This window comes from Pseudomonas sp. FG-3G (assembly GCF_901007645.1).
Lineage (GTDB): Bacteria > Pseudomonadota > Gammaproteobacteria > Pseudomonadales > Pseudomonadaceae > Aquipseudomonas > Aquipseudomonas rhizophila.
This window is the reverse complement of record NZ_CAAKGZ010000041.1, coordinates 78834-101381: the sequence shown is the minus strand read 5'-3', so window position 1 is coordinate 101381 and position 22548 is coordinate 78834. Positions and strand designations below refer to the sequence as shown.

At 59.9% G+C, this 22548-nt stretch carries 26 protein-coding genes; 17 read left to right on the top strand and 9 right to left on the bottom strand.

The genetic code is table 11. The features are described 5' to 3' along the window. Nucleotides 1–80 precede the first annotated feature (80 nt). The 6 genes from PSEUDOMOFG3G_RS24630 to PSEUDOMOFG3G_RS24605 all read left to right on the top strand — a co-directional run bounded on the left by PSEUDOMOFG3G_RS24630 (nt 81) and on the right by PSEUDOMOFG3G_RS24605 (nt 5476). Nucleotides 81–1574 carry an acetyl-CoA hydrolase/transferase family protein gene (locus tag PSEUDOMOFG3G_RS24630; protein ID WP_139048753.1) on the top strand — a complete coding sequence of 498 codons (1494 nt, stop codon included), beginning with the start codon at nt 81–83 and terminating at the stop codon, nt 1572–1574. A gap of 318 nt (nt 1575–1892) precedes the next feature. Beyond that, entirely contained in the window at nt 1893–2108 is a 216-nt protein-coding gene (locus PSEUDOMOFG3G_RS24625; protein WP_047230079.1) for a DUF1127 domain-containing protein, read from the top strand. Between the two features lie 328 nt (nt 2109–2436). Then, nucleotides 2437–2754: a DUF2388 domain-containing protein gene (locus PSEUDOMOFG3G_RS24620; protein WP_139048752.1), complete on the top strand. Its 318-nt coding sequence runs from the start codon at nt 2437–2439 to the stop codon at nt 2752–2754. Between the two features lie 108 nt (nt 2755–2862). Beyond that, nucleotides 2863–3171, top strand: coding sequence for a DUF2388 domain-containing protein (locus PSEUDOMOFG3G_RS24615; protein WP_139048751.1), 309 nt, complete (start codon nt 2863–2865; stop codon nt 3169–3171). Nucleotides 3172–3197: 26 nt separating this feature from the next. Next, nucleotides 3198–3518 carry a DUF2388 domain-containing protein gene (locus PSEUDOMOFG3G_RS24610; protein ID WP_047230076.1) on the top strand — a complete coding sequence of 107 codons (321 nt, stop codon included), beginning with the start codon at nt 3198–3200 and terminating at the stop codon, nt 3516–3518. After that, nucleotides 3515–5476: a DUF4105 domain-containing protein gene (locus PSEUDOMOFG3G_RS24605; RefSeq protein ID WP_076383121.1), complete on the top strand. Its 1962-nt coding sequence runs from the start codon at nt 3515–3517 to the stop codon at nt 5474–5476. Before PSEUDOMOFG3G_RS24610 ends, PSEUDOMOFG3G_RS24605 begins: the two co-directional genes overlap by 4 nt. A gap of 67 nt (nt 5477–5543) precedes the next feature. Here the strand turns inward: PSEUDOMOFG3G_RS24605 and trpA are convergent, their stop codons facing one another. After that, nucleotides 5544–6356, bottom strand: coding sequence for a tryptophan synthase subunit alpha (gene trpA, locus PSEUDOMOFG3G_RS24600; RefSeq protein WP_047230074.1), 813 nt, complete (start codon nt 6354–6356; stop codon nt 5544–5546). Continuing rightward, a complete protein-coding gene (gene trpB / locus PSEUDOMOFG3G_RS24595; RefSeq protein WP_047739317.1) occupies nt 6356–7588 on the bottom strand; it encodes a tryptophan synthase subunit beta in 1233 nt (410 codons plus the stop codon). The genes trpA and trpB overlap by 1 nt, the downstream gene beginning before the upstream one ends. Nucleotides 7589–7700: 112 nt before the next feature. Between trpB and PSEUDOMOFG3G_RS24590 the strand changes: the two genes are divergently transcribed. Then, on the top strand, nt 7701–8618 hold the full coding sequence (locus tag PSEUDOMOFG3G_RS24590; RefSeq protein WP_047230072.1) for a LysR family transcriptional regulator: 918 nt from the start codon (nt 7701–7703) through the stop codon (nt 8616–8618). On the opposite strand, the gene PSEUDOMOFG3G_RS24585 is transcribed toward PSEUDOMOFG3G_RS24590, so the two are convergent. Next, nucleotides 8591–8917, bottom strand: coding sequence for a YqjD family protein (locus PSEUDOMOFG3G_RS24585; RefSeq protein ID WP_003196426.1), 327 nt, complete (start codon nt 8915–8917; stop codon nt 8591–8593). The two genes, PSEUDOMOFG3G_RS24590 and PSEUDOMOFG3G_RS24585, sit on opposite strands and share 28 nt — an antisense overlap. A gap of 156 nt (nt 8918–9073) precedes the next feature. On the opposite strand from PSEUDOMOFG3G_RS24585, the gene PSEUDOMOFG3G_RS24580 reads away from it, so the two are divergent. After that, entirely contained in the window at nt 9074–9289 is a 216-nt protein-coding gene (locus PSEUDOMOFG3G_RS24580) for a dodecin (protein ID WP_003177209.1), read from the top strand. Nucleotides 9290–9405: 116 nt separating this feature from the next. Beyond that, nucleotides 9406–9630 (top strand): DUF1161 domain-containing protein, encoded by a 225-nt coding sequence (locus PSEUDOMOFG3G_RS24575; RefSeq protein ID WP_139048750.1) that lies wholly within the window; start codon nt 9406–9408, stop codon nt 9628–9630. A gap of 52 nt (nt 9631–9682) precedes the next feature. Here the strand turns inward: PSEUDOMOFG3G_RS24575 and PSEUDOMOFG3G_RS24570 are convergent, their stop codons facing one another. Next, the gene (locus PSEUDOMOFG3G_RS24570) at nt 9683–10684 is read right to left on the bottom strand and encodes an LLM class flavin-dependent oxidoreductase (protein WP_139048749.1); all 1002 of its coding nucleotides are present in this window, start codon (nt 10682–10684) and stop codon (nt 9683–9685) included. Nucleotides 10685–10922: 238 nt separating this feature from the next. Between PSEUDOMOFG3G_RS24570 and PSEUDOMOFG3G_RS24565 the strand changes: the two genes are divergently transcribed. Together PSEUDOMOFG3G_RS24565 and PSEUDOMOFG3G_RS24560 are read left to right on the top strand one after the other, a co-directional pair. After that, entirely contained in the window at nt 10923–11354 is a 432-nt protein-coding gene (locus PSEUDOMOFG3G_RS24565; protein WP_047230069.1) for an OsmC family protein, read from the top strand. Nucleotides 11355–11483: 129 nt separating this feature from the next. Continuing rightward, nucleotides 11484–11717 carry a DUF1161 domain-containing protein gene (locus PSEUDOMOFG3G_RS24560; RefSeq protein WP_092399797.1) on the top strand — a complete coding sequence of 78 codons (234 nt, stop codon included), beginning with the start codon at nt 11484–11486 and terminating at the stop codon, nt 11715–11717. 6 nt (nt 11718–11723) lie between these two features. Here PSEUDOMOFG3G_RS24560 and PSEUDOMOFG3G_RS24555 read toward each other — a convergent pair whose 3' ends face one another. Both PSEUDOMOFG3G_RS24555 and PSEUDOMOFG3G_RS24550 read right to left on the bottom strand, forming a co-directional pair. Continuing rightward, nucleotides 11724–12149: a hypothetical protein gene (locus PSEUDOMOFG3G_RS24555; RefSeq protein WP_047230067.1), complete on the bottom strand. Its 426-nt coding sequence runs from the start codon at nt 12147–12149 to the stop codon at nt 11724–11726. A 38-nt stretch (nt 12150–12187) separates the two neighbouring features. Further along, nucleotides 12188–12601, bottom strand: a complete 414-nt coding sequence (locus tag PSEUDOMOFG3G_RS24550) for a hypothetical protein (protein ID WP_047230066.1) — start codon at nt 12599–12601, stop codon at nt 12188–12190. A 59-nt stretch (nt 12602–12660) separates the two neighbouring features. Here PSEUDOMOFG3G_RS24550 and PSEUDOMOFG3G_RS24545 point away from each other — a divergent pair, with 59 nt between their 5' ends. Beyond that, nucleotides 12661–13752, top strand: a complete 1092-nt coding sequence (locus tag PSEUDOMOFG3G_RS24545; RefSeq protein ID WP_139048748.1) for an aminopeptidase — start codon at nt 12661–12663, stop codon at nt 13750–13752. Nucleotides 13753–13864: 112 nt separating this feature from the next. Here the strand turns inward: PSEUDOMOFG3G_RS24545 and PSEUDOMOFG3G_RS24540 are convergent, their stop codons facing one another. After that, complete coding sequence (locus tag PSEUDOMOFG3G_RS24540; protein ID WP_047230063.1) at nt 13865–14515, bottom strand: HAD family hydrolase; 651 nt, start codon at nt 14513–14515, stop codon at nt 13865–13867. Nucleotides 14516–14543: 28 nt separating this feature from the next. Next, nucleotides 14544–15089, bottom strand: a complete 546-nt coding sequence (locus PSEUDOMOFG3G_RS24535; protein ID WP_139048747.1) for a gamma carbonic anhydrase family protein — start codon at nt 15087–15089, stop codon at nt 14544–14546. A gap of 99 nt (nt 15090–15188) precedes the next feature. On the opposite strand from PSEUDOMOFG3G_RS24535, the gene prlC reads away from it, so the two are divergent. The 3 genes from prlC (at nt 15189) to PSEUDOMOFG3G_RS24520 (ending at nt 19643) form a co-directional block, all read left to right on the top strand. Beyond that, nucleotides 15189–17240: an oligopeptidase A gene (prlC, locus tag PSEUDOMOFG3G_RS24530; RefSeq protein ID WP_139048746.1), complete on the top strand. Its 2052-nt coding sequence runs from the start codon at nt 15189–15191 to the stop codon at nt 17238–17240. Further along, entirely contained in the window at nt 17237–17515 is a 279-nt protein-coding gene (locus PSEUDOMOFG3G_RS24525) for a YheV family putative zinc ribbon protein (protein ID WP_047230061.1), read from the top strand. The genes prlC and PSEUDOMOFG3G_RS24525 overlap by 4 nt, the downstream gene beginning before the upstream one ends. Before the next feature lie 115 nt (nt 17516–17630). After that, a complete protein-coding gene (locus PSEUDOMOFG3G_RS24520) occupies nt 17631–19643 on the top strand; it encodes a M3 family metallopeptidase (RefSeq protein ID WP_139048745.1) in 2013 nt (670 codons plus the stop codon). On the opposite strand, the gene PSEUDOMOFG3G_RS24515 is transcribed toward PSEUDOMOFG3G_RS24520, so the two are convergent. After that, nucleotides 19624–20304: a tyrosine-protein phosphatase gene (locus tag PSEUDOMOFG3G_RS24515; protein WP_047230059.1), complete on the bottom strand. Its 681-nt coding sequence runs from the start codon at nt 20302–20304 to the stop codon at nt 19624–19626. The genes PSEUDOMOFG3G_RS24520 and PSEUDOMOFG3G_RS24515 overlap by 20 nt on opposite strands. Nucleotides 20305–20484: 180 nt before the next feature. On the opposite strand from PSEUDOMOFG3G_RS24515, the gene PSEUDOMOFG3G_RS24510 reads away from it, so the two are divergent. Together PSEUDOMOFG3G_RS24510 and PSEUDOMOFG3G_RS24505 are read left to right on the top strand one after the other, a co-directional pair. Next, nucleotides 20485–21543 carry a PA0069 family radical SAM protein gene (locus PSEUDOMOFG3G_RS24510; RefSeq protein WP_139048744.1) on the top strand — a complete coding sequence of 353 codons (1059 nt, stop codon included), beginning with the start codon at nt 20485–20487 and terminating at the stop codon, nt 21541–21543. Between the two features lie 203 nt (nt 21544–21746). Beyond that, entirely contained in the window at nt 21747–22478 is a 732-nt protein-coding gene (locus PSEUDOMOFG3G_RS24505) for a carbonic anhydrase (protein ID WP_047230057.1), read from the top strand. Nucleotides 22479–22548: the final 70 nt, after the last annotated feature.

Genomic DNA, 22548 nt, shown 5'->3' with positions numbered 1-22548 from the left:
AATGCGACTTTTGTAGCGGGTCGGGCACGGCGCGAATTCACTAGACTGCGCATCCAGCTTCCAGCCCGAGATAACCACCCATGTACCGTGATCGCATCCGCCTGCCTTCGTTGTTGAACAAAGTGATGAGCGCTGCCGAAGCAGCCTTGCTGATTCAGGACGGCATGACCGTCGGCATGAGCGGTTTCACCCGCGCCGGAGAAGCGAAAGCAGTGCCCCACGCCCTGGCTGAGCGCGCCAAGGTCACGCCACTGAAAATCAGTCTTATGACCGGTGCGAGCCTGGGGAACGACCTCGACAAGGAACTCACCGAAGCCGGCGTACTCGCCCGGCGCATGCCATTCCAGGTCGACAGCACGTTGCGCAAGGCCATCAACGCTGGCGAGGTGATGTTCATCGACCAGCACCTGTCGGAAACCGTCGAGCAATTGCGTAACGCCCAGCTCAAGTTGCCGGACATTGCAGTGATCGAAGCCGTGGCCATTACCGAGCAAGGCCATATCGTGCCCACCACCTCGGTGGGCAACTCGGCCAGCTTCGCTATTTTCGCCAGGCAGGTCATTGTTGAAATCAACCTGGCCCACAACCCTGATCTGGAAGGGTTGCATGACATCTATATCCCGACCTATCGCCCGACCCGCACACCGATTCCCTTGGTGAAGGTCGACGACCGTATCGGCAGCACCGCCATCCCGATACCGCCGGAAAAAATCGCCGCCATTGTCATCACCAATCAGCCGGATTCGCCTTCGACAGTCATGCCGCCGGACAGCGACACCCAGGCCATTGCCGATCATTTGATCGGCTTCTTCAAACAGGAAGTCGCCGCCGGGCGCATGACCAATAAACTCGGTCCATTACAGGCCGGGATCGGCAACATCGCCAATGCCGTGATGTGCGGGCTGATCGACTCCCCATTCGAAGACTTGACCATGTATTCAGAGGTCCTGCAGGACTCTACATTCGACCTTATCGACGCCGGCAAACTGAGCTTCGCCTCTGGCAGCTCCATTACGCTGTCGGGCCGGCGCAATGCCGACGTATTCGGCAATCTGGAGAAGTACAAGGACAAGCTGGTCCTGCGCCCCCAGGAAATTTCCAACCACCCCGAGGTGGTACGCCGCCTGGGCATCATCGCCATCAATACGGCACTGGAGTTCGACCTCTACGGCAACGTCAACTCCACCCATGTCTGCGGCACGCGGATGATGAATGGGATAGGCGGCTCGGGGGACTTTGCGCGTAATGCGCATCTGGCGATTTTCGTCACCAAGTCGATCGCCAAGGGCGGCGCAATTTCCAGTGTCGTGCCAATGGTCAGCCATGTGGACCATACCGAGCACGATGTCGACATCCTGGTGACGGAGATCGGCCTGGCCGACCTGCGTGGCCTGGCGCCAAGGGAGCGGGCGCGGGTGGTCATCGACAATTGCGTGCATCCGGCCTATCGCCAGGCATTGAACGAGTATTTTGAAGCGGCGTGCGCCTTGGGCGGACATACACCGCACATCCTGCGCGATGCACTGAGTTGGCACCTGAATCTGGAAGAGACCGGGCAGATGCTGGCGGTTTAATACAGCTGGATCACCCGGGCAACAAATACAGTTTTCACTGGCCATCGCTTTCAACCCACAAACCACAAAAACTGTACTACTGTACCTGTGATTTCCTACAGCAAACTCCTACGCATCTCTGCTTTCACAGCAAAAATGCACATAAATAGTGCGCACAGGTACAGTTGCCTCAATATTGACCAGTACACCACTGTTTAACAGTTAACTGGTCTCTCACATTACAGGTGAACTGTATCTAGAGAGACTGGCCAAACGAGAGGATCATGGGCACCAGTTAAACCACTACCTAATCCCGCCATAAGCGGAAGGATGTCAACCATGGAACGTACACTCAGTTCCGAGCTGTTCTTCGAAGACAAAGCTGAAAAAAACCAGGCTTCCCTGCCTCTTCGCGTTATCGCTAACCTGATGTTGTGGCAGCGCCGCATCGCCAGCCGCCACCAACTGGCCCGTCTGGATGCACGCCTGCTGGCTGACGCCGGTATCAGCGAAGCACAACGCTACGAAGAGCTGAGCAAGCCGTTCTGGCGCTAACTCAGCGTCGCTGGCCCTGACCCATCGGGTCCACCGCCAGCACCGAATTAAACAAACAAGACCCGTCGCGGGAAACCGCGACGGGTCTTGTCGTTTCAGAGGCCTGGTTTTGCCAAAAACCACGCACCTGCACAGTTAAGAATAGCTAGAAAATAACCAGTACAGTTTTATCGAGCTGTTGTAGAAGCGTGGAAATTGCCAATGGCCAAGCTGTCATCCACCTCGTTCTGACCTAATATCGAAACGAACGTGGCGAAGCGGGTCGAGCATGCGTCTTCTCTTCCAGCTACACGCACCGGCACCACTTCATTATTCAAGGAGTTTCATCATGATCCGTCTTCGTCTGCTCAGCGCCGCCGCCCTGCTGGCCGTAGCCGCACACTCCAATGCCAGTAGTTTTATCGTCACCACCGACTCCCTCGTGGGTGCGCTCAAGGCCACTTCCGACGCAACGTCCGATATCACTTCGTCGTTTCGCGACGACAAAATTGTCCTGGCCGCTCGTGACGATGCTGCCAGTTTCGTCGCCACTAACGGCGCCATCCGTGGTGTGAAACTGGAAAGCGCTCTGGATTACATCCGTCAGCAGGCACCGCAGTTGAACGCCTCCGACGCGCAGCTGGCCCAAGCCATCCTGGTGATCTGATTCCAGACATGAAACATCGGGACGCCAATGGTGTTCCGATGTTTCAGCGCTGGCTCTGGCGCAGTGGTTTGCGCTAGCCTTCGGACTCACCATCAACAGTCGAGTCCCATGCGTTTCTACTCAGATCTGTCCCTCGCTTTTTTCTGCAGCGCTTTATGCTGGTCCGTTCCGGCCCATGCTTTCGATGTCTCCACCCAGCAAGTCGTGATCAGCGGCTATGCCACGAGCATGGTGACCTCCGCGCCCTTCGACCATAAACTGATCGCCGCCGCCCACGATGACGCTGCGGCATTCGTTGCCAGCGATGGGCAGTTGAGAGGTGCGCAACTGGAGTCGGCCCTGGATTATCTACACCGGACCCAACCAAAACTTCACGTCAGCGACCTTGAACTGGCACAGGCAATTCTCGTCCAATAGTTATCTTTATTCTTCGGAGTCGTTCCATGCGTAGCCCGCTGATTGCTGCCACCCTAGGCCTGCTGGTGTTGGCCGATGTGGCCCAGGCACAAACCCTGGTAGCCACCAGTAACATCGTCGTTCGCGCCTCCCAGCGCACGATCGATTTCACCTCCGACACCACCACATCCATCCGTGACTCGAAAATCGTTCGTGAAGCCCATGACGATGCGGCCAGTTTCGTCGCCAGTAACGGGGAAATTCGTGGCGCTCACCTCGAGGCCGCCTTCGACACCTTGCGCACCCGCGTACCGGAAGCCCGCGACGCCAGTGACCAGGTTCTCGCCGAAGCCATCCTCGCATTGTGAGGCCGTTCGCCGTCTGGCTGACGGCCGGGGTCGTGCTGCTCTTGAGCAGCACCGCCCAGGCCGGCCTGCAACTGCACCTTAACGACGAAGGACTGACCCCGGCGCAACAGCAGGCCAGCCAGGCGCTGCTCGATGAAGCGATGCAGGCCCTGCCGCCGCGATTCATCGAACAGCTGGACCGACGCATCAATGTGGGCTGGACCGACCGGATGCCCGCCAACGCCTACGGCCAGGCCTCGCTGGTGTCGCAGTTGGACCTCAATCGCAACCTGCTCGACAGCCTCACCGACGGCAGTGCCGCCACGCAAAAGACCCATCGGCCCCACGGCACCGTGCGGCGGGAAATGCTCGCCACGGTCCTGCATGAACTGACCCACATTTATGATCGCTCGCGTTTATGGCCAAACGCCGAACGCGCGCTGATCCAACGCTGCACCCGACGCACCAGCAGCGCCGGGCTGATCGGCCTTCCCGATGAATGCCGGGGCCAGAACGACCGCCGCTTCACCCTCAGTGATGATCCCCGCTTGCTGGACCTCGCCGGCTGGCCGCAATACGTCGGCCGTCGTGGTGAACGGGAACAGCATAATCGCCAGGTCGCCCGCAGCCCGGACATCTACGAAACGAGCAGCCCCAAGGAGTTCGTCGCGGTCAACATGGAGTACTTTCTCCTGGACCCGAGTTACGCCTGCCGACGGCCAGCACTGTATCGCTATTATCAGGAACACTTTGGCTGGGCCCCCGCCGCCAAGAATACCTGCGCCCCGTCATTCGCGTTCCTCAACGCCGGCAACGACTTTGCCAAGACGCCACTGGGCAAGGTTGATCCAGAGCGGGTCTACGCCATCGATTACCTCTTGGCCGAAGCCAACCAGAACTGGGTCAGCCGCTGGGGCCACAGCATGCTGCGGCTGGTGATCTGCGCGCCGGACCGCCCCCGTGGGCCGGATTGCCGTCTGGATCTGGATCAACACCTGGTGCTGTCATACCGCGCCTTCGTGGGCGATGTGCAGCTGTCGAGCTGGGATGGCCTGGTGGGCAAATACCCGTCGCGCCTGTTCGTACTGCCGCTGGCCCAGGTCATCGATGAATACACCAAGACCGAACTGCGCAGCCTGGCCTCGGTGCCGCTGAACCTGACACGGTCCGAGATCGAGGAAACGGTTGAACACGCCGCCGAAATGCACTGGAGCTATGACGGCAACTATTACTTCCTGTCCAACAATTGCGCGGTGGAAAGCCTGAAATTGCTGCGCAGCGGCAGCAACAATGCGCAGCTCAAGGGGTTGGACAGCATCATGCCCAACGGTTTGCTGGAAGTGCTCAAGGGGCGAGGTCTGGCGGATACCAGCGTGCTCGATGATCCCAAGGAGGCCTTGCGCCTGGGTTACCGCTTCGACTCTTTCCGCGAGCGGTACCAGGCCATGTTCGAGGTGTTGAAGAAACACTTGCCGATCAAGCAACAAAACGTGGAAGACTGGCTGGCCCTGAGCGCCGCAGAACGCCGGCCATGGTTTGAACGGGCCGACCTGCGCACCAGCGCGGCGTTACTCCTGCTGGAACAGGCCAGCTATCGCCGACAACTGTTATTGGCCCAGGATGAGGTCAAGCAGCGCTACCTCGGTGCCCGTGAATTACAGAACGGCGGCATGGAAAGGGCCAACGCAACACTGCAACAGATCCTCGCCAACAGCGGTTTCCTGAGCCGCCCCGCCGAGTTGCTGGGCAGCAGCGGTTACGGGCTACCGCAGCCCAGCGAATGGCAGCGACTTGAATCCGAAAGCAGCTTGCGTCAGAAACAGCTTCAAACACTGACAGGGGATTTGGATAAGGAAGTCAGGGCCTTGCTTGAGCCAAGCCGCGCGGCAGAAATCAGTGCCAGTGAGGCTAACGTCAAAGAGATAGGCGAGCATTTGCGTAAGCTGCACAAGGCGGGTGGCGGGTTGGAGTTGCCTTGAAGCCACAAAGGGGTTCAGAACCGAGTTCTGAACCCCTTTTTTATTACTGGCAGACTCAATCATGCAATTAGCTAATCCGCGCCTTACGCACCCCATCAGCCAGGGCAGCACATAGGCTCAAGACCCCATCAATCGCCTGCTCCGGCGTCTCAGCGCTGGCGATATGGTCGATCAGGGCCGAACCGACCACAACCCCGTCGGCCAACCGTGCGATGGCCGCAGCTTGTTCCGGCGTGCGAATGCCGAAACCAATGCTGATCGGCAGATCGGTGTGACGACGCAGACGCGTCACGGCTTCTTCCACATGTTCCAGCGTCGCGGCGCCGGCGCCGGTCACGCCGGCCACCGAGACGTAATACACAAAGCCAGAACTGCCGTTGAGCACGGTCGGCAAACGCACATCATCGGTGGTCGGCGTGGTCAGGCGAATGAAGTCCAGACCGGCGGCCTGGGCCGGCTCGCACAGCTCACTGTTGTGCTCAGGTGGCATGTCCACCACGATCAGCCCGTCCACGCCAGAGTCCAGCGCTTCGCCAATGAAACGCTGCACGCCGTAGCGATGGATAGGATTGAAGTACCCCATCAGCACCAGCGGCGTATCGCTATTGTCTTCACGGAACTCGCGAACCATCTGCAGGGTTTTCGCCAGATTCTGCTGTGCGCCCAAGGCGCGGATGTTCGCCAATTGGATCGCCGGACCGTCGGCCATCGGGTCGGTGAACGGCATGCCCAGCTCAATCACGTCAGCACCCGCCGCCGGCAGGCCCTTGAGGATCGCCAGCGAAGTGTCGTAGTCCGGGTCGCCAGCGGTCACGAAAGTCACTAGGGCGGCGCGGTTCTGTTCTTTGAGTTCGGCAAAACGAGTTTGCAGGCGGCTCATCAGTGTTTCTCCTGCTGGGACTGTTCCATGTGGTGCATTACGGTTTGCATGTCTTTGTCGCCACGGCCGGACAGGTTGACCACCATCAGGTGATCCTTGGGCAGGTTCGGGGCACGCTTGAACACTTCAGCCAGGGCGTGAGCGCTTTCCAGGGCAGGAATGATTCCCTCCAGGCGACAGCATTTGTGAAAGGCTTCCAAGGCTTCGGCGTCGGTGACCGAGGTGTACTGGACACGGCCAATGTCGTGCAACCAGGCGTGTTCAGGGCCGATGCCCGGGTAATCGAGGCCAGCGGAAATCGAATGGGCATCGATGATCTGGCCGTCATCGTCCTGCAACAGGAAGGTGCGGTTGCCGTGCAATACACCGGGGACGCCGCCGTTCAGGCTGGCAGCATGCTTGCCGGTCTCGATACCGTAGCCGGCGGCTTCGACGCCGATGATGTCCACGCTCTTGTCGTCCAGGAACGGATGGAACAGGCCCATGGCGTTGGAACCGCCGCCGATGCACGCCACCAGGCTGTCGGGCAAACGACCTTCCTGGGCTTGCAACTGATCGCGGGTTTCCTTGCCAATCACTGCTTGGAAGTCGCGGACCATGGCCGGGTACGGGTGCGGGCCGGCCACGGTGCCGATCAGGTAGAACGTGCTGTCAACGTTGGTCACCCAGTCGCGCAGCGCCTCGTTCATAGCATCCTTGAGGGTACCGGTGCCGGCGACCACTGGGATGACTTCGGCACCGAGCAGCTTCATGCGGAACACGTTGGCCTGCTGGCGCTCGATGTCGGTGGTCCCCATGTAGATCACGCAATCCAGACCGAAACGTGCGGCCACGGTCGCCGTGGCCACGCCGTGCATGCCGGCGCCGGTCTCGGCAATGATGCGTTTCTTGCCCATGCGCCGCGCCAGCAGGATCTGGCCGATGCAGTTGTTGATCTTGTGCGCGCCAGTGTGGTTCAGCTCTTCGCGCTTGAGGTAGATCTTGGCGCCGCCGCAGTATTCGGTCAGGCGCTCAGCGAAATACAGAGGGCTTGGGCGTCCGACGTAGTCACGCTGGAAGTAGGCCAGTTCCTCAATGAACGCCGGATCTTCCTTCGCCGCTTCGTATTCGCGGGCCAGATCGAGGATCAGCGGCATCAGGGTTTCGGCCACATAACGACCGCCGAATGCACCGAACAGGCCGTTGGCGTCCGGGCCACTGCGCAGGTTGAAAGGGGTTGTAGGCTGGGTCATCGGGGGCTCCAGGCGAATGCGTAGAAAGACAATGAGGTTCACTCTACCCCTGACATCCCGCGCTGAAAACCGATAAGATCGCCGCAACCTGTCAGGAAAACTCACAGATAAAATGAGCCATGACCTTCCCCCGCTCAACGCCTTGCGCGCCTTCGAAGCCACTGCCCGCCTGAACAGCGTCAGTCAGGCGGCCGAACAGCTGCATGTCACCCATGGTGCAGTTAGCCGACAGTTGAAGGTGCTGGAAGAACACTTGGGCGTCAGCCTGTTCATCAAGGAGGGACGCGGCCTTAAACTCACAGATGCAGGCATGCGTCTGCGCGACGCCAGCGCCGAGGCGTTCGAGCGATTACGCACCGTCTGTGCGCAGCTGACGCAAAGCACGGCAGATGCACCATTCGTATTGGGCTGTTCCGGTAGTCTGCTGGCGCGCTGGTTCATTCCTCGCCTGGGCCGGCTCAACGCCGACCTGCCGGATCTGCGTTTGCATCTCTCCGCTGGCGAAGGCGACCTGGACCCGAGGCGACCGGGGCTTGACGCGTTGCTGGTATTCGCAGAACCGCCGTGGCCGGCAGACATGCAGGTCTATGAACTGGTCAGCGAGCGGATCGGTCCGGTCATGAGCCCTCATTACGCCGGTTTCGCCCGCCTGCAAAACGCCCCGCCAAGTGCAATCCTGGGCGAGGCGCTGCTGCATACCACCTCTCGTCCCCAGGCGTGGCCCACTTGGGCACGGCAAAACGCCCTTGAACCCAAGGCGCTGAAGTTCGGGCAGGGTTTCGAGCATTTGTATTACTTGCTGGAGGCGGCCGTGGCGGGGCTCGGGGTGGCCATCGCACCCGAACCGCTGGTCGCCGAGGATGTGCGCGCCGGGCGCCTTGTCGCGCCGTGGGGCTTTGACGAAACCCCGGCGCGACTGGCGTTGTGGCTACCCAAGCGCGCCGCGGACGGGCGCGCTCGGCAATTGGCGCAATGGCTCAGGCATGAGCTGAACCAGCCGACTCAGTCGCCGCGCTTGCACAGCAAATAAGCCGCCAACAAACCCAGGGCCCCGACCGCGACGCCAGCGGTGGTCCAGGGATGCTCCTGAGCGTAATCACGGGTGGCGATTCCGGTTTCACGGGTTTTCACCTTGACCTCTTCATACGCGTCGCTCAGCAGATGCCGGGAATGTTTCAGCGCGTTTTCGGCGTTTGCCTTCAGCGACTTGAGGGTCTTACGCGACTCGTCCGAAGCGTCGTCCTTCAGGCTTTCCAACGACTTGAGCAGACTCTCGATCTCCGCTTCCATGCTTTGCAACGAGGCTTTACGTAACGAATTGCTGGCCATGGTGGCTCTCTCCTGCAGTGGTTGAGTGGCGTGTGTGAATTGGGACTCCAGCCGTTTCTGAAAGTGCAGTAAATCTGAACTTTCACCCGGTAAAAGGCGACACACGTAAGGCGAAAATTCGCTGCTAGGCTGTTAAAGACAACCAAGGAGAACGTCATGAGTGATCACCACACGTACAAAAAAGTCGAGCTGGTCGGCTCCTCTCCCACCAGCATCGAAGACGCCATCAACAATGCGCTGGCCGAAGCCAGCAAAAGCCTCAAGCACCTGGAGTGGTTCGAAGTCACGGAAACCCGTGGACACATCGAAAATGGCCGGGCCGCGCACTTTCAGGTGACCATTAAAGTCGGCTTCCGCATTGCCAATAGCTGACGGGCTGTGAACTTGCACGCTGGCGGAGTGCCATAGGGAATGGCGATGCGCTATCTGGCAAGCGCGTCATGTCTGTTCGATCCCTGCCCTATTGATCCGACCAAGGAGTGCGAGCGATGAAAAATTTGATGTTGGTCCTGGGTTTGCTGAGCCTTGCGGGTACTGCGTTTGCCGCCGGCAAGCCATGCGAGGAGCTGAAAAGCGAGATCGCAGCGAAAATCGATGCCAAAGGTGCATCGGGTTATACGCTGGAAATTGTCGATAAGGGTACGGCTACTGACGGAGACGTCGTCGGCTCCTGCGAAGGCGGCACGAAGGAAATCGTCTACAAGAAGGGCTGATACTTCAGGAAGGTCAAAGCCGACGCATGCGTCGGCTTTTTTATGCGCGTGATCAGCCTTTCATGACCTGCGCCAGCAACTCATAGGAGTGCAGGCGATCAGCATGCTCATACAGGTCGCTGGTGAAGATCAATTCATCGGCCTGGGTTTGCTCGATCAGCACTTCGAGCTTGGCGCGAATTTTCTGCGGGCCGCCGACCATGGCCAGGCTCAGGAAGTCACCAACCGCCTCTTTCTCATGGGGCAACCAGAGACCGTTCATGGTTTCCACAGGCGGGCGCTGCACCAGGCTCTGGCCACGCATCAGGGCCAGGATCCGCTGATACACCGAGGTCGCCAGGTAATCAGCCTGTTCGTCCGTGTCGGCTGCCACCAAAGGCACGCCGAGCATCACGTAAGGCTTGTCGAGCACCGCCGACGGCTTGAAGTGATTGCGATAAATACGGATCGCCTCATGCATGTAGCGCGGTGCGAAATGGGAAGCGAAGGCGTAGGGCAAGCCGCGCTCGCCGGCCAGTTGCGCACTGAACAGGCTCGAGCCCAGCAGCCAGACCGGCACGTTGGTCCCGGTGCCGGGCATGGCGATGATGCGTTGATCCGGCGTACGTGGGCCGAGGTAGCGCATCAGTTCGGCCACGTCTTCAGGGAAATCGTCCGCGCTACCGGAGCGCTCGCGACGCAACGCCCGGGCAGTCATCTGATCGGACCCGGGCGCGCGCCCCAGGCCAAGATCAATACGGCCTGGATAGAGGCTTTCGAGCGTGCCGAACTGTTCGGCGATGATCAACGGCGCATGGTTGGGCAGCATCACGCCGCCGGAGCCGACCCGAATGGTCGAAGTGCCCCCCGCCAGATAGCCCAGCAGGACCGCCGTCGCGGAGCTGGCGATGCCATCCATGTTGTGGTGCTCGGCGACCCAGAAGCGGGTGTAGCCGTATTTTTCCACGTGCTGCGCCAGGTCCAGCGAGTTGCGCAAGGACTGGGCAGCGTTGCCATCAGCGCGCACAGGCACGAGGTCGAGGGTCGAGAACTTCACTTCGGACAGCTGTTTCATGGGCCGGCATCTCCAACGGCATGAGGGGCTTTTCCTACGGGCAAAAGCCTGCCGTTTCTATAGGTGTGTTCCATGCAATGTGGGCATATACCCGAGTTTCAATAGCTACCATGAAATTTCCTACTAAATCGGTCGGCTAATCGACAGGATGAACTTTATCGGGCGGTCTATCCTCACAACCCTGACAACGAAAAACACCCAGGCGCGAACCCTCGCGCCGGATATTGAGGAGGCAGACATGGCTATCATCAAGAAAGCATCGGCTCATTGGGAAGGTGACCTGAAAACCGGCATCGGCTCCATCTCCACGGAAACCGGCGTGCTGCGCGAAGCCCCCTATGGCTTCAAGGCGCGCTTCGAAGGCGGCAAGGGCACCAACCCGGAAGAACTGATCGGCGCGGCCCATGCGGGCTGCTTCTCCATGGCGTTTTCGATGATCCTTGGCGAGGCTGGGCTCACAGCCAGCAGTATCGATACCAACGCCGATGTCACCCTCGATCAGGTCGAGGGCGGCTTTGCGATTACGGCAGTGAAACTGACGCTTAAAGCGAAGATCCCCGGCGCCAGCCAGGAGCAATTCGAAGAGCTGAGCAACAAGGCCAAGGAAGGTTGCCCGGTTTCCAAAGTGCTGAACGCCAAGATTACGCTGGATGCGACGCTGGTGAGCTGATGCGATACCCATCACAGCCTTCAACTGCGGCTGAAGGCTGTGATCTGTTTACCCTGCAGCAATTGTGGTCGAATGCACACCTGCAGTTTCAGCGCACAGGCAGTGCGCGCTGTCATGAGGAATTCGAGCATGAAACGATTCGCCCTGGCGGTCATCAGTTGCGCATTGGCCACGTCGGCCCTCGCGGCCCCCAAATCCTGCGAAGAACTGAAAGCTGAAATCGAAGCGAAGATCCAGGCGAATAACGTGCCTTCCTACACATTGGAAATCGTGACCAATGATGAAGTGCATGATGAAAATATGGTCGTGGGCAGTTGCGAAAACGGCACCAAAAAGATCATCTACCAGAAGAACGACAGCTAAGCCGTCCTACGGAACGCAATTGACCTGCCGTTCTTCGGCCACGATTTCACGCTTGGCGTTATAGAGTCGGGCGCTGGGGGTAAACGCCAGATTGCGACCCTCCAGGCGATAACGCTGGCCCGCCTCGAAATGGTCGTAACGCACAAGCATGTAGCACAGCCGCTCTTGCGGCTCGGCTTGCATACCCAGCCCACCACCGCCAGGCACCTCGAAGTCGAAACGCACTTTCAGTTCGTGGCTGCCCGGAGAAACCTGGAAGAAACGTCCGTCCTGCAGTCGTTGGCCATCCAGGCTTTCAGCCATCAGCATCTTGCCGCCCGGCATGGGCGTGGCGAAGTCGATCCAGGCCATGTTCGGATCAACCTTGGGCGGCGGGCTGGTTGCACAGCCGCTCATGGAGACAAAGGCCAATAGCAGCAGAGGTAGGCGCATGATGATTTCCTGAAGTCAGACAATGAGCATAGCGCCGATCAGCTTTGCTGACAGCCTGCTGGCGTGCCTTGGCCCACGACTTTTCGCTGTTGATCATAGAGCTTGGCCCATGGCCGGAAACCGATGTTGCCAGCCTGCAACTGATAACGCTGGCCTGCGTTGAAGTCCTTGAACTTCACATTCAACCGGCAATCGCGCCACAGTGGCTCGGCATTCGGGCCGATGTTGCCGGGCTCGACGGCAAATTGATAACGCACCGTCAGCTCATGGCTGCCCGGCTGCACTTCAAAATAACGTCGGTCGAGAGACGTCTTGTCATCGACTTCCAGCGCTTGCAGCGCCGTGTCCTGATGGCTTCCCAGGTCGATCCATGCCTGCGACGGATCGGGATCGGGCAAACCGGCGCAACCGCTCAGCAGCAACAGGCCACTCGTCAGCATCAATACGCGCATAGCGAAGCTCCAGGCAGGCGGGATAGTCTTGTGGGCAGACTTTCCCAGGGTGATTCCAATTGATCAGGCCGCATCCAAGCCATCGGTTACTCGACCGTGTTTTCCGGATTTTGTTTCCAGGCCTCCTGCTTTTGTTACTCAACGGTTGTGCAAGCGTGGGTTACTACAGTCAGCTCGCCAGTGGACAGCTACGGCTGTTGCAGGCCCGAGAGCCGATCGACCAAGTGATTGCCGACCCCGCCCGCGATCCTACATTGCGGGCTCATCTGGCCCAGGCGCGTGCGGCACGCACATTCGCCAGTGCGCAGTTGCACCTGCCGGACAACAAAAGCTACCGCCTGTATGCGGACATTGGCCGCCCATTCGTGGTCTGGAATGTCTTCGCCACGCCAGAATTTTCCCTGGCCCCGCAAAACCACTGTTTCCCCATCGCCGGTTGCGTGGCCTATCGCGGCTACTACAGCCAGGGCGCCGCCCGTGGCGAGGCAGCCTTGCAACGCTTGCGGGGCATGGATGTGGCGATTGGTGGCGTAGAGGCCTACTCGACGCTGGGCTGGTTCAACGACCCGATCCTGAGCTCGATGATGCACTGGGGCGACGAACGCCTGGCGACGCTGATCTTTCATGAACTGGCGCACCAGCGCTTCTACGTAAAGGACGACACCGAATTCAATGAATCCTTTGCCACCTTCGTCGAACAGCAAGGCACCCGGCAATGGCGCGCCAGTCGCGGGCTGGCCCCGGACAATGGCAAACGGATGCGCCAGCGCGAGCAATTCATCCAACTGGTCCTGGACACGCGTCAGCGGCTGGAACAGCTCTATACCCAACCCCTGCCGGCCGAACAGATGCGCCAGCGCAAGGCCCAGGAGTTCGAGCGCCTGCGCGCTGATTATCAGCGACTGCGCGACACCCGGTGGGCAGGCGACAAACGCTACGACGCGTGGATCTATGCGCCGCTGAACAATGCGCGGCTATTGCCGTTCGGCCTGTATAGCCAGTGGGTGCCAGCGTTTGCGGCGCTGTTTCAACAGGAAGGCGGAGACTGGGTTGCGTTTTATGCCGCAGTGGAAAAGCTTGGCAGTTTGCCGATTGATGAGCGCAAAGCGGCACTGAAGGCGCTGGCAGGATCGAAAATTTCTGGTGATTGAACCGGCCTCATCGCGAGCAGGCTCGCTCCCACAATAGATCTCAGTGAACGCGGCTTGCATGTACAACACCGCCCCCTTGTGGGAGCAAGGCTTGCCCGCGATCGCAATATGACTACCCCTGCAAAAATGCCCGATGCAACTCATCCAGCGTCTGAAAGTGATACGCCGGGCCCTCGGCATTCAGCTCCTCATAACTGCCAAACCCATAGCCCACCGCCGCGGCATCCAGCCCATTGCTACGAGCGCCAATCAAATCGTGTTTGCGGTCGCCAATCATCAAGGTATTCGCCGGGTCGAGCCCTTCTTCAGCCATCAGGTGAGCAATCAACTCAACTTTGTCGGTGCGCGTACCGTCCAGCTCACTGCCATAGATCACTTTGAAGTGCCGGGCGAAGTCAAAGTGGCGGGCGATTTCGCGGGCGAAGACCCAGGGTTTGGAGGTGGCGATGTACAACTGCCGGCCCTGCTCGCCCAGGGTTTCCAGCAGGGGCATCACACCGTCGAAGACGCGGTTTTCGTACAACCCGGTGACTTTGAAGCGTTCGCGATAGAAATTCACCGCCTCCCAGGCTTTCGCCTCATCGAAGTCATAAAACTGCATGAAGGCCTGCAACAGTGGCGGGCCGATAAAGTGTTCGAGACGGGTCAGGTCGGGTTCGTCGATGCCCAGTTGGCTCAGGGCGAACTGGATCGAACGGGTAATGCCCTCGCGGGGGTCGGTGAGGGTGCCGTCGAGGTCGAAGAGTACGGTCTGGTAATGCATGCAAATTCCTGGGTAAGGGCGGAACGATTCAGAGCCGGTCGTAGCCTTCGGCCAGATGCAGGTCCTTGAGCTTCACGTAGTTCGCCGCGCTGTAGGTGAAAAAGGCGCGTTCCTTGTCGGTCAGCGGCCGGGCCTGTTTTACCGGGCTGCCTACATACAGGAAGCCGCTCTCCAGGCGTTTGCCCGGCGGTACAAGGCTGCCGGCGCCGATGATCACGTCATCTTCAACCACCGCGCCGTCCATGACGATGCTGCCCATGCCGATCAAGACCCGGCTGCCCACCGAGCAGCCATGGAGCATGACCTTGTGGGCAATGGTCACGTCATCGCCGATCAGCAGCGGGAAGCCATCGGGATTGAAGGGGCCGGCGTGGGTGATGTGCAGCACGCAGCCATCCTGGACGCTGGTACGGGCACCGATACGGATGCGGTGCATGTCGCCGCGAATGACCGTCAGCGGCCAGACGGAGCTGTCTTCGCCGATTTCAACGTCGCCGATCACCACCGCGGTGCTGTCGACAAAAGCGCCGCGGGCAAGCCGTGGGCTGTGATTCTGGTACGTGCGAAGGGTCACGATAGGCTCTCTCTTATCCGGTGATAGGCGCTGCTAGCTGCGGTGAACGTCGATTGTAATTAAGATGGGTCCATGTTTCTTCCAGCCAAGGTGTCAACCGTGAGCGTGAACAACCCTCTTTTGCAACCCTACGACCTGCCGCCGTTCTCGGCGATCCGTGCCGAGCACGTGCAACCGGCCATCGAGCAGATCCTGGCTGACAACCGTGCCGCCATTGCCCAGATCCTCAAGACCCAGGGCACTCAGCCTACTTGGGCCGGCCTGGTGCTGGCGATGGACGAGCTCAATGATCGCCTGGGCGCGGCCTGGAGCCCGGTGAGCCATTTGAACGCCGTGCGCAACAGCCCCGAACTGCGCGAAGCCTACGAGGCCTGCCTGCCGGCGCTGAGTGCTTACTCCACGGAGCTGGGCCAGAACCGCGAGCTGTTCCAGGCGTTCGAAGCCCTGGCGAACAGCCCCGAAGCCGCCGGTTTCGACGTGGCGCAGAAAACCATCCTGGAACATTCCCTGCGGGACTTCCGTCTGTCGGGTATCGATCTGCCGCCCGAGCAGCAGCAACGCTATGCCGAAGTGCAAAGCAAACTGTCGGAACTGGGCAGCCGCTTCTCCAACCAGTTGCTGGACGCGACCCAGGCCTGGACCAAACACATCACCTCTGAGGCCGCCCTCGCCGGCCTGACCGACTCGGCCAAGGCGCAAATGGCCGCGGCCGCCCAGGCCAAAGAGCTGGACGGTTGGCTGATCAACCTGGAGTTCCCCAGCTATTACGCGGTGATGACCTACGCCGAAGACCGCGCCCTGCGTGAAGAAGTCTATGCCGCGTACTGCACACGCGCGTCAGACCAAGGCCCCAACGCCGGTCAGAACGATAACACTCCGGTGATGGAAGAAATCCTCGACCTGCGCCAGGAATTGGCCCAACTGCTGGGCTTCGCCAACTTCGCCGAGTTGAGCCTGGCGACCAAAATGGCCGAATCCAGCGATCAGGTGCTCAGTTTCCTGCGCGACCTGGCCAAGCGCAGCAAACCATTTGCCGCCCTGGATCTGGAACAGCTGAAGGCGTTCGCCGCCGAACAGGGCTGCCCCGACCTGCAAAGCTGGGACAGCGGCTTCTACGGTGAAAAGCTGCGCCAGCAGCGTTACAGCGTGGCCCAGGAAGCCCTGCGCGCCTACTTCCCGATCGACAAGGTACTGAGCGGCCTGTTCGCCATCGTGCAGCGCCTCTACGGCATCGAGATCGCCGAACTGAAAGGTTTCGACAGCTGGCATCCGGACGTGCGCCTGTTCGAAATCAAGGAGAACGGCCAGCACGTCGGCCGCTTCTTCTTCGATCTCTACGCGCGCGCCAACAAGCGCGGCGGCGCCTGGATGGACGGTGCCCGCGACCGTCGGCGCACCTTCGATGGCGTGCTGCAAAGCCCGGTCGCCAACCTGGTGTGCAACTTCACCCCGGCCGACAGCGGCAAACCCGCGCTGCTGACCCACGACGAAGTCACCACCCTGTTCCACGAGTTCGGCCATGGCCTGCACCACCTGCTGACCCGCGTCGAACATGCCGGCGTGTCCGGCATCAACGGCGTGGCCTGGGATGCCGTGGAGCTGCCGAGCCAGTTCATGGAAAACTGGTGCTGGGAGCCCGAAGGCCTGGCGCTGATTTCCGGTCACTATGAAACCGGCGAACCGCTGCCCCAGGACCTGCTGGAAAAAATGCTCGCGGCGAAAAACTTCCAGTCCGGCCTGATGATGGTCCGCCAACTGGAGTTCTCGCTGTTCGACTTCGAGCTGCACGCCACCCATGGCGATGGACGCAGCGTGCTGCAAGTGCTCGAAGGCGTGCGCGACGAAGTCTCGGTGATGCGTCCACCGGCCTACAACCGCTTCCCCAACAGCTTTGCCCACATCTTCGCCGGCGGTTATGCGGCGGGCTACTACAGCTATAAGTGGGCGGAAGTGTTGTCGGCCGATGCGTTCTCCAAGTTCGAAGAGGACGGCGTGCTCAACGCCGACACCGGTCGCGCTTTCCGTGAAGCGATCCTGGCCCGTGGCGGCTCCCAGGAGCCGATGGTGCTGTTCGTCGACTTCCGTGGCCGTGAGCCATCGATTGACGCACTCTTGCGCCACAGCGGCCTGACCGAGGACGCAGCAGCATGAGCGAGGGGCCTGTGATTACCAAAAGGCGCTTTATCGCCGGGGCAGTCTGCCCGGCGTGCAGCGAACCGGACAAGTTGATGATGTGGAACGAAGACGGCGTGCCGCACCGTGAGTGTGTGGCCTGCGGTTATTCCGACACGCTCAACGAACAAGGCCTGTCGGTGCCCAAGGAGTTGGGCACCCGGGTCAACACATCGGCGCTCAAAGTCCCGGACGCCAAGGTCCAGGCGGTACAGTTTTTCCCCAATCCCAAGTTGAAGAAAAAAACCGACTGAAATCTTCGGCATCACCTTCCGGGCCGTCCGGCCCGGAAGCGATACATATATACCGCAACGCGTCACGCCTTCCTCTCCAGACTGTTCCCCAGTCCAGACAGACAGGAAGGCTGCCATGCCCGACAATGACAATCCGCTGTTGCAGGCCTATGACCTGCCCCCCTTTGCGCAGATCCAAGCCAAACATTTTTCACCGGCCCTCGACCGGATCCTTGCCGAGAGCCGCGATCAAGTGGCCGACATCATCAAGACTCAAACTCCTTTCCCCACCTGGGACGACCTGGTGTTGGCCATGGACGAGATTCACGCCCGCTTGAAGGGTTTCGACGACCTGCTGGATCTGCTGGCGTCCACCCGGCCAGGAGACGACTGGGCCCAGGCTTCGCTCGACTGCAGCGCACGGGTGCACGATTTCCAGAGCGCGCTGAGACACAATCGCCAATTGTTCCAACTCTATCAGCGCTTGGCCGACAGCGAGATTGCCAGGCACTTCGAACCGCCTCGTAAAAGAGTTCTGGAGAAGGCCCTGCGCCAGTTTCGCCAGCACGGGTTGGCCCATACCGCACCGTCAGACTTGAAAGCCCTGCAGCAACGCATTCAACAGGGCCGGGAATTGTTCCTCGATCAGTTGCACAAGGCCAACAAGGCCTGGAGCAAAGCGTTCGACGATGAGGCTCAGTTGAGCGGCCTGGCGCCGCAATTCAAACAACAGCTGGCCAAACAGGCCCGCGAGGCCGGGCGCACGGGATGGCTGCTGACCCTCAGTGATGCATCGTTTGGCATCGTCACCAGCTACGCGGACAATCGTCTTTTGCGCAAAGAGGTGTACCTGGCCTACAGCACACGCGCCTCGGACCAGGGCCCCGACGCTGGCCGGTTTGATAACAGCGAGGTGCTTAGACGCTTGCTGGAAGATCGTCGTCGGTATGCGACGTTACTGGGTTATTCGAATTTCGCTCAAATGGTCATCGAGCCTGAGCAAACCGAGTCTCCCGAAAAGGTGATGGGGTTCTTGCGCGATCAACTTGAACAGCAACAAGGCCTCTTTGCCCGCGACGCCGAACAGCTCAGGGCATTTGCCCGAAGGCAAGGTTTCACCGAGCTTCAACCTTGGGATTACCCGTATCTGGTAGAAAAACTTCGTCAGCATACGGCCGGCATCTCGAAGCTGGCCCTCAGCGCCTGGTTCGAGCTGGAGTCCACCTTTTCACAGCTATTGCTGATCGCCAAGGATCTGTTTGGGGTGGACATTCTCGAACGCGCTGACGCGGCCACCTGGCATCCGGACGTGCGTCTTTTCGAAGTCCGCGAGTGGGACCAGACCATCGGCTACATCTATTTCGATCCGTTCGAGGATGCGAACAGAGACGGTTACCCGAACACCACCACCCTGCGAAACCGCCGCATCACGGCCGAGGGCCGGCCCCGACATCCCATCGCCGTGTTGCACGGCTGGCTGGCGCGCAGTTCAGATGCATCGCCGGTCTTGCTCGACCATCTGCAACTGCGAATTCTCTTTCATGAGTTCGGCCATTGCTTGCACCATGTGTTGACCCGCGCCGAGTATCGCGACGTATCGGGCATCACCGAGCTCTCCCGGGACACCTCGGAATTTGCCGGGGTGCTACTGGAACAATGGTGCTTTACCCGGCAATGCCTGGTCCGTCTGTCAAAGCATTACCGGACCGGCGCGGCCATGCCCGATGCCATCGCCGATCAGTTGCTGACCTTCGCCAACACTCAAGCCAGCTGGGAAACCGCCTCGCTGCTGCGCAACGCGCTGTTTGACATGGAACTGCACCTGACCCACGGCGATGGGCGCACGGCTCAGCAGGTATTCGATCAAGTCAGCGCCCAAGTCGGACATCTGCCCGTATGGGGGAGCGAACGCTGGCCCAATGGCCTGGATTACATGGTGACCGGTTATGCGGCGCGGATTTACGCCTATGCCTGGTCAAAAGCGTTGGCAATCACCGCGTTCCAAAGGTTTGAGCAGGAGGGGTTGTTCGACGGGACAACAGGCCGGGCGTTGCGTGAAACAATATTCGGCCCTGGCGATTCAAGGCCTCTGGCCGAGTCCGTGGCAGCCTTTGCAGGGATGTCAGCCGTCAGGGTGAAGGGCGAATAACCTGTCGGTCGGGCTGACGAGTCGTGATGACGGAACCGACCCAGCTTTGCAGCGAGCAAAGAGCAAAAACGCTGGTACTGCAGTCGCCGTTGGCCAGCGCAACGCGGAGCTTCTCAACATCGGCCCGCATCATGTAACGAACCCCGTCCTTGAAGTGCGGGTTGTTGCCGAAGCCGCCTTCAGTCATTTCGTTCAAGGCCTCCTCTTTGCTCCAGCCCTGTACGACCACCCTGTACATGGCCGCCACCAACCCGGTGCGGTCCGAACCATGCTTGCAGTGCATCAATACCGGGCCATCGGTTTCGGCAGCCTGAATGGCGCGCAAGGCAGCGAGGATGTCGCTGTCATCCACATGATTGGTGCGATAAGGCAACTGCACTTGCTTGACGCCGGGTGTGGATAACCAACTGGCGTCCGAATCCGGCAGAAATGTGATGACTGTGCCGATGTTGAGCCTCGTCAGCAGAGGCAAGGCATCAGCGTCCGGCAAGGCGCTGCGGTAAAGCGCCGGCGACATTTGATAAAGGTTGTAGCGCTTTTCCACCGGCTGGGCCCATTCGGAAGACCTTGCCTCGCCCAGATCGGCCGCCAGGGCTTGGGACTCGGCAAAGACCAGGAACAAGGACAGGAGGAGCAGCGAGCGGGAATAGAGTTTGAACATGCGTGGACGACCGAAACGAAGAAGAACGAGACGGTCAGTTTCGGCACGAGCCGGTTAAAGGCCTGTGAGCAAGACGTCAACACGACGTGAACACGATCCATAGCGGTGGGCTGCTAAACGGCGCTGGCCTAATTGAATTCCAGCGAATACTGTATGCACATACAGCAACGGAGCCTTCCAATGTCCATCTCTCTTCCGCCCCGTGGCCGTGGCACCGCCACCAACCCGCACAACCGCTTCGCCCCGAGTCACTCGGTGGTCGAGGAGGATGGCTGGTATCAGGAAGTACCGCCGACCCAAGGCACCGAAGTGCGGATCGAAACGGCCAAGACCATCATCACCCGCAACACCTCGCCGGATCTGCCTTTCGACCGCTCCATCAATCCATACCGGGGCTGTGAACATGGCTGTATCTACTGCTATGCACGGCCCAGCCACGCTTACTGGGACATGTCGCCCGGGCTGGATTTCGAAACCAGACTGATCGCCAAGACCAATGCCGCCGACGTACTGGAGGAACAGCTGTCCAGGCGTGGCTATCAATGCGCCCCAATCAACCTGGGCTCCAATACCGACCCTTACCAGCCGATCGAACGCGAGCATCGCATTACCCGCCGGATTCTCGAAGTGCTGTTGCGCTACCGTCATCCGGTGACCATCGTCACCAAAGGCTCGCTGATTCTGCGCGACCTGGACCTGCTGACCGAGCTGGCGCAACAGCGCCTGGTAAAGGTCATGATCAGCCTCACCACCCTGGACGATGAACTCAAGCGCATCCTCGAACCGCGCGCGGCGGCGCCCAAGGCGCGATTACGGGCGATCAAGGTCATGCGCGAGGCGGGCATTCCCGTGGGGGTGCTGTGTTCGCCGATGATCCCGATGATCAACGACAGCGAGATTGAAAATCTGCTGGCCGAGGCCCATGCCGCCGGCGCGCAGAGTGCTTCCTACATCATGTTGCGTCTGCCATTGGAGGTCGCGCCGCTGTTTGAAGAATGGCTGCAGGCGCACTACCCGCAACGCGCGGCTCATGTGCTGAGCCTGGTTCGCCAGAGCCGTGGCGGCGAACTGTATGACAGCCGCTTCGGTTCTCGGATGCGTGGCGAAGGCCCGTTCGCCGACCTGCTGGCGCAGCGTTTCGCCAAGGCGCTCAAGCGTCTGGGGCTTGAGCGCCGGGAAGGTTACAATCTCGATTGCGACGCCTTTTGTCCGCCGGGCCGACAGATGTCTTTGATTTGATTAAAGTTGAACGTGGGGCATGGGCAGGCATGAGCGACGCTTGCTTCCCGGCCACACCTGTAATCGTTGTTCTAGAGCCTTTGATTCAGTTTGAGTTAAGTTTCGGTCGCTACCTTGTTCATCGAGTGACTGACAAGTCGAACATTTCGACCTGGATGTTTTTTAACCAGCCACTGGCGCTATACCGTCAAAGAGGATGAATCATGAGTGACAAGGATAAACAGCCGTTGGCTGCGTCGGCTTCAGCCCAACCCGAGGCGGAAACCGCCGATGCAGCGCTGCAGCATATTGTTGACGGCTTTTTGCATTTCCATCACGAAATCTTTCCCCAGCAGGAAGAGCTCTTCAAGAAACTCGCCACGGCGCAAGCGCCCAGGGCGATGTTCATCACCTGCGCCGATTCGCGCATCGTGCCCGAGCTGATTACCCATAGCTCCCCAGGCGACCTGTTCGTGACCCGCAACGTCGGCAACGTCGTTCCGCCGTACGGGCAGATGAACGGCGGCGTCTCCACCGCCATCGAATACGCCGTGCTGGCCCTCGGTGTGCAGCACATCATCGTCTGCGGTCACTCCGACTGCGGCGCCATGCGTGCGGTGTTGAATCCCGACACTCTGGAAAAAATGCCCACGGTCAAAGCCTGGTTGCGCCACGCCGAAGTGGCCAAGACCATGGTTCATGACAACTGCCCGTGCGGCGACGAAAAACAGATCATGCCCATCCTCACCGAAGAGAACGTGATCGCGCAGCTGCAGCATTTGCGAACGCATCCCTCGGTCGCCTCTCGCATGGCTAACGGCCAGTTGTTCATCCATGGCTGGGTGTACAACATCGAGACCAGCGAGATCAAAGCCTACGACGCGGACCAGGGCTGTTTCCTGCCGCTCGATGGCAGCCATCCGATACCGGTGGCGACGCCTAAAGCGCGCTTCTAACCACTCCTAAACATCCTTGCGTGGTACAAGCCCAGCCTGCCATTTGAGCGGTCGGGCCTTGCCATGCCTG

Coding starts and splice junctions, on each gene's coding strand:
- PSEUDOMOFG3G_RS24515 (WP_047230059.1), bottom strand. CDS start 20,304: ATGTTCAAACTCTATTCCCGCTCGCTGCTCCTCCTGTCCTTGTTCCTG.
- PSEUDOMOFG3G_RS24525 (WP_047230061.1), top strand. CDS start 17,237: ATGAGCGAGGGGCCTGTGATTACCAAAAGGCGCTTTATCGCCGGGGCA.
- trpA (WP_047230074.1), bottom strand. CDS start 6,356: ATGAGCCGCCTGCAAACTCGTTTTGCCGAACTCAAAGAACAGAACCGC.
- PSEUDOMOFG3G_RS24580 (WP_003177209.1), top strand. CDS start 9,074: ATGAGTGATCACCACACGTACAAAAAAGTCGAGCTGGTCGGCTCCTCT.
- PSEUDOMOFG3G_RS24560 (WP_092399797.1), top strand. CDS start 11,484: ATGAAACGATTCGCCCTGGCGGTCATCAGTTGCGCATTGGCCACGTCG.
- trpB (WP_047739317.1), bottom strand. CDS start 7,588: ATGACCCAGCCTACAACCCCTTTCAACCTGCGCAGTGGCCCGGACGCC.
- PSEUDOMOFG3G_RS24615 (WP_139048751.1), top strand. CDS start 2,863: ATGCGTTTCTACTCAGATCTGTCCCTCGCTTTTTTCTGCAGCGCTTTA.
- PSEUDOMOFG3G_RS24540 (WP_047230063.1), bottom strand. CDS start 14,515: ATGCATTACCAGACCGTACTCTTCGACCTCGACGGCACCCTCACCGAC.
- PSEUDOMOFG3G_RS24630 (WP_139048753.1), top strand. CDS start 81: ATGTACCGTGATCGCATCCGCCTGCCTTCGTTGTTGAACAAAGTGATG.
- PSEUDOMOFG3G_RS24620 (WP_139048752.1), top strand. CDS start 2,437: ATGATCCGTCTTCGTCTGCTCAGCGCCGCCGCCCTGCTGGCCGTAGCC.
- PSEUDOMOFG3G_RS24610 (WP_047230076.1), top strand. CDS start 3,198: ATGCGTAGCCCGCTGATTGCTGCCACCCTAGGCCTGCTGGTGTTGGCC.
- PSEUDOMOFG3G_RS24505 (WP_047230057.1), top strand. CDS start 21,747: ATGAGTGACAAGGATAAACAGCCGTTGGCTGCGTCGGCTTCAGCCCAA.
- PSEUDOMOFG3G_RS24585 (WP_003196426.1), bottom strand. CDS start 8,917: ATGGCCAGCAATTCGTTACGTAAAGCCTCGTTGCAAAGCATGGAAGCG.
- PSEUDOMOFG3G_RS24510 (WP_139048744.1), top strand. CDS start 20,485: ATGTCCATCTCTCTTCCGCCCCGTGGCCGTGGCACCGCCACCAACCCG.
- PSEUDOMOFG3G_RS24555 (WP_047230067.1), bottom strand. CDS start 12,149: ATGCGCCTACCTCTGCTGCTATTGGCCTTTGTCTCCATGAGCGGCTGT.
- PSEUDOMOFG3G_RS24550 (WP_047230066.1), bottom strand. CDS start 12,601: ATGCGCGTATTGATGCTGACGAGTGGCCTGTTGCTGCTGAGCGGTTGC.
- PSEUDOMOFG3G_RS24625 (WP_047230079.1), top strand. CDS start 1,893: ATGGAACGTACACTCAGTTCCGAGCTGTTCTTCGAAGACAAAGCTGAA.
- PSEUDOMOFG3G_RS24565 (WP_047230069.1), top strand. CDS start 10,923: ATGGCTATCATCAAGAAAGCATCGGCTCATTGGGAAGGTGACCTGAAA.
- PSEUDOMOFG3G_RS24520 (WP_139048745.1), top strand. CDS start 17,631: ATGCCCGACAATGACAATCCGCTGTTGCAGGCCTATGACCTGCCCCCC.
- PSEUDOMOFG3G_RS24590 (WP_047230072.1), top strand. CDS start 7,701: ATGAGCCATGACCTTCCCCCGCTCAACGCCTTGCGCGCCTTCGAAGCC.
- PSEUDOMOFG3G_RS24575 (WP_139048750.1), top strand. CDS start 9,406: ATGAAAAATTTGATGTTGGTCCTGGGTTTGCTGAGCCTTGCGGGTACT.
- PSEUDOMOFG3G_RS24570 (WP_139048749.1), bottom strand. CDS start 10,684: ATGAAACAGCTGTCCGAAGTGAAGTTCTCGACCCTCGACCTCGTGCCT.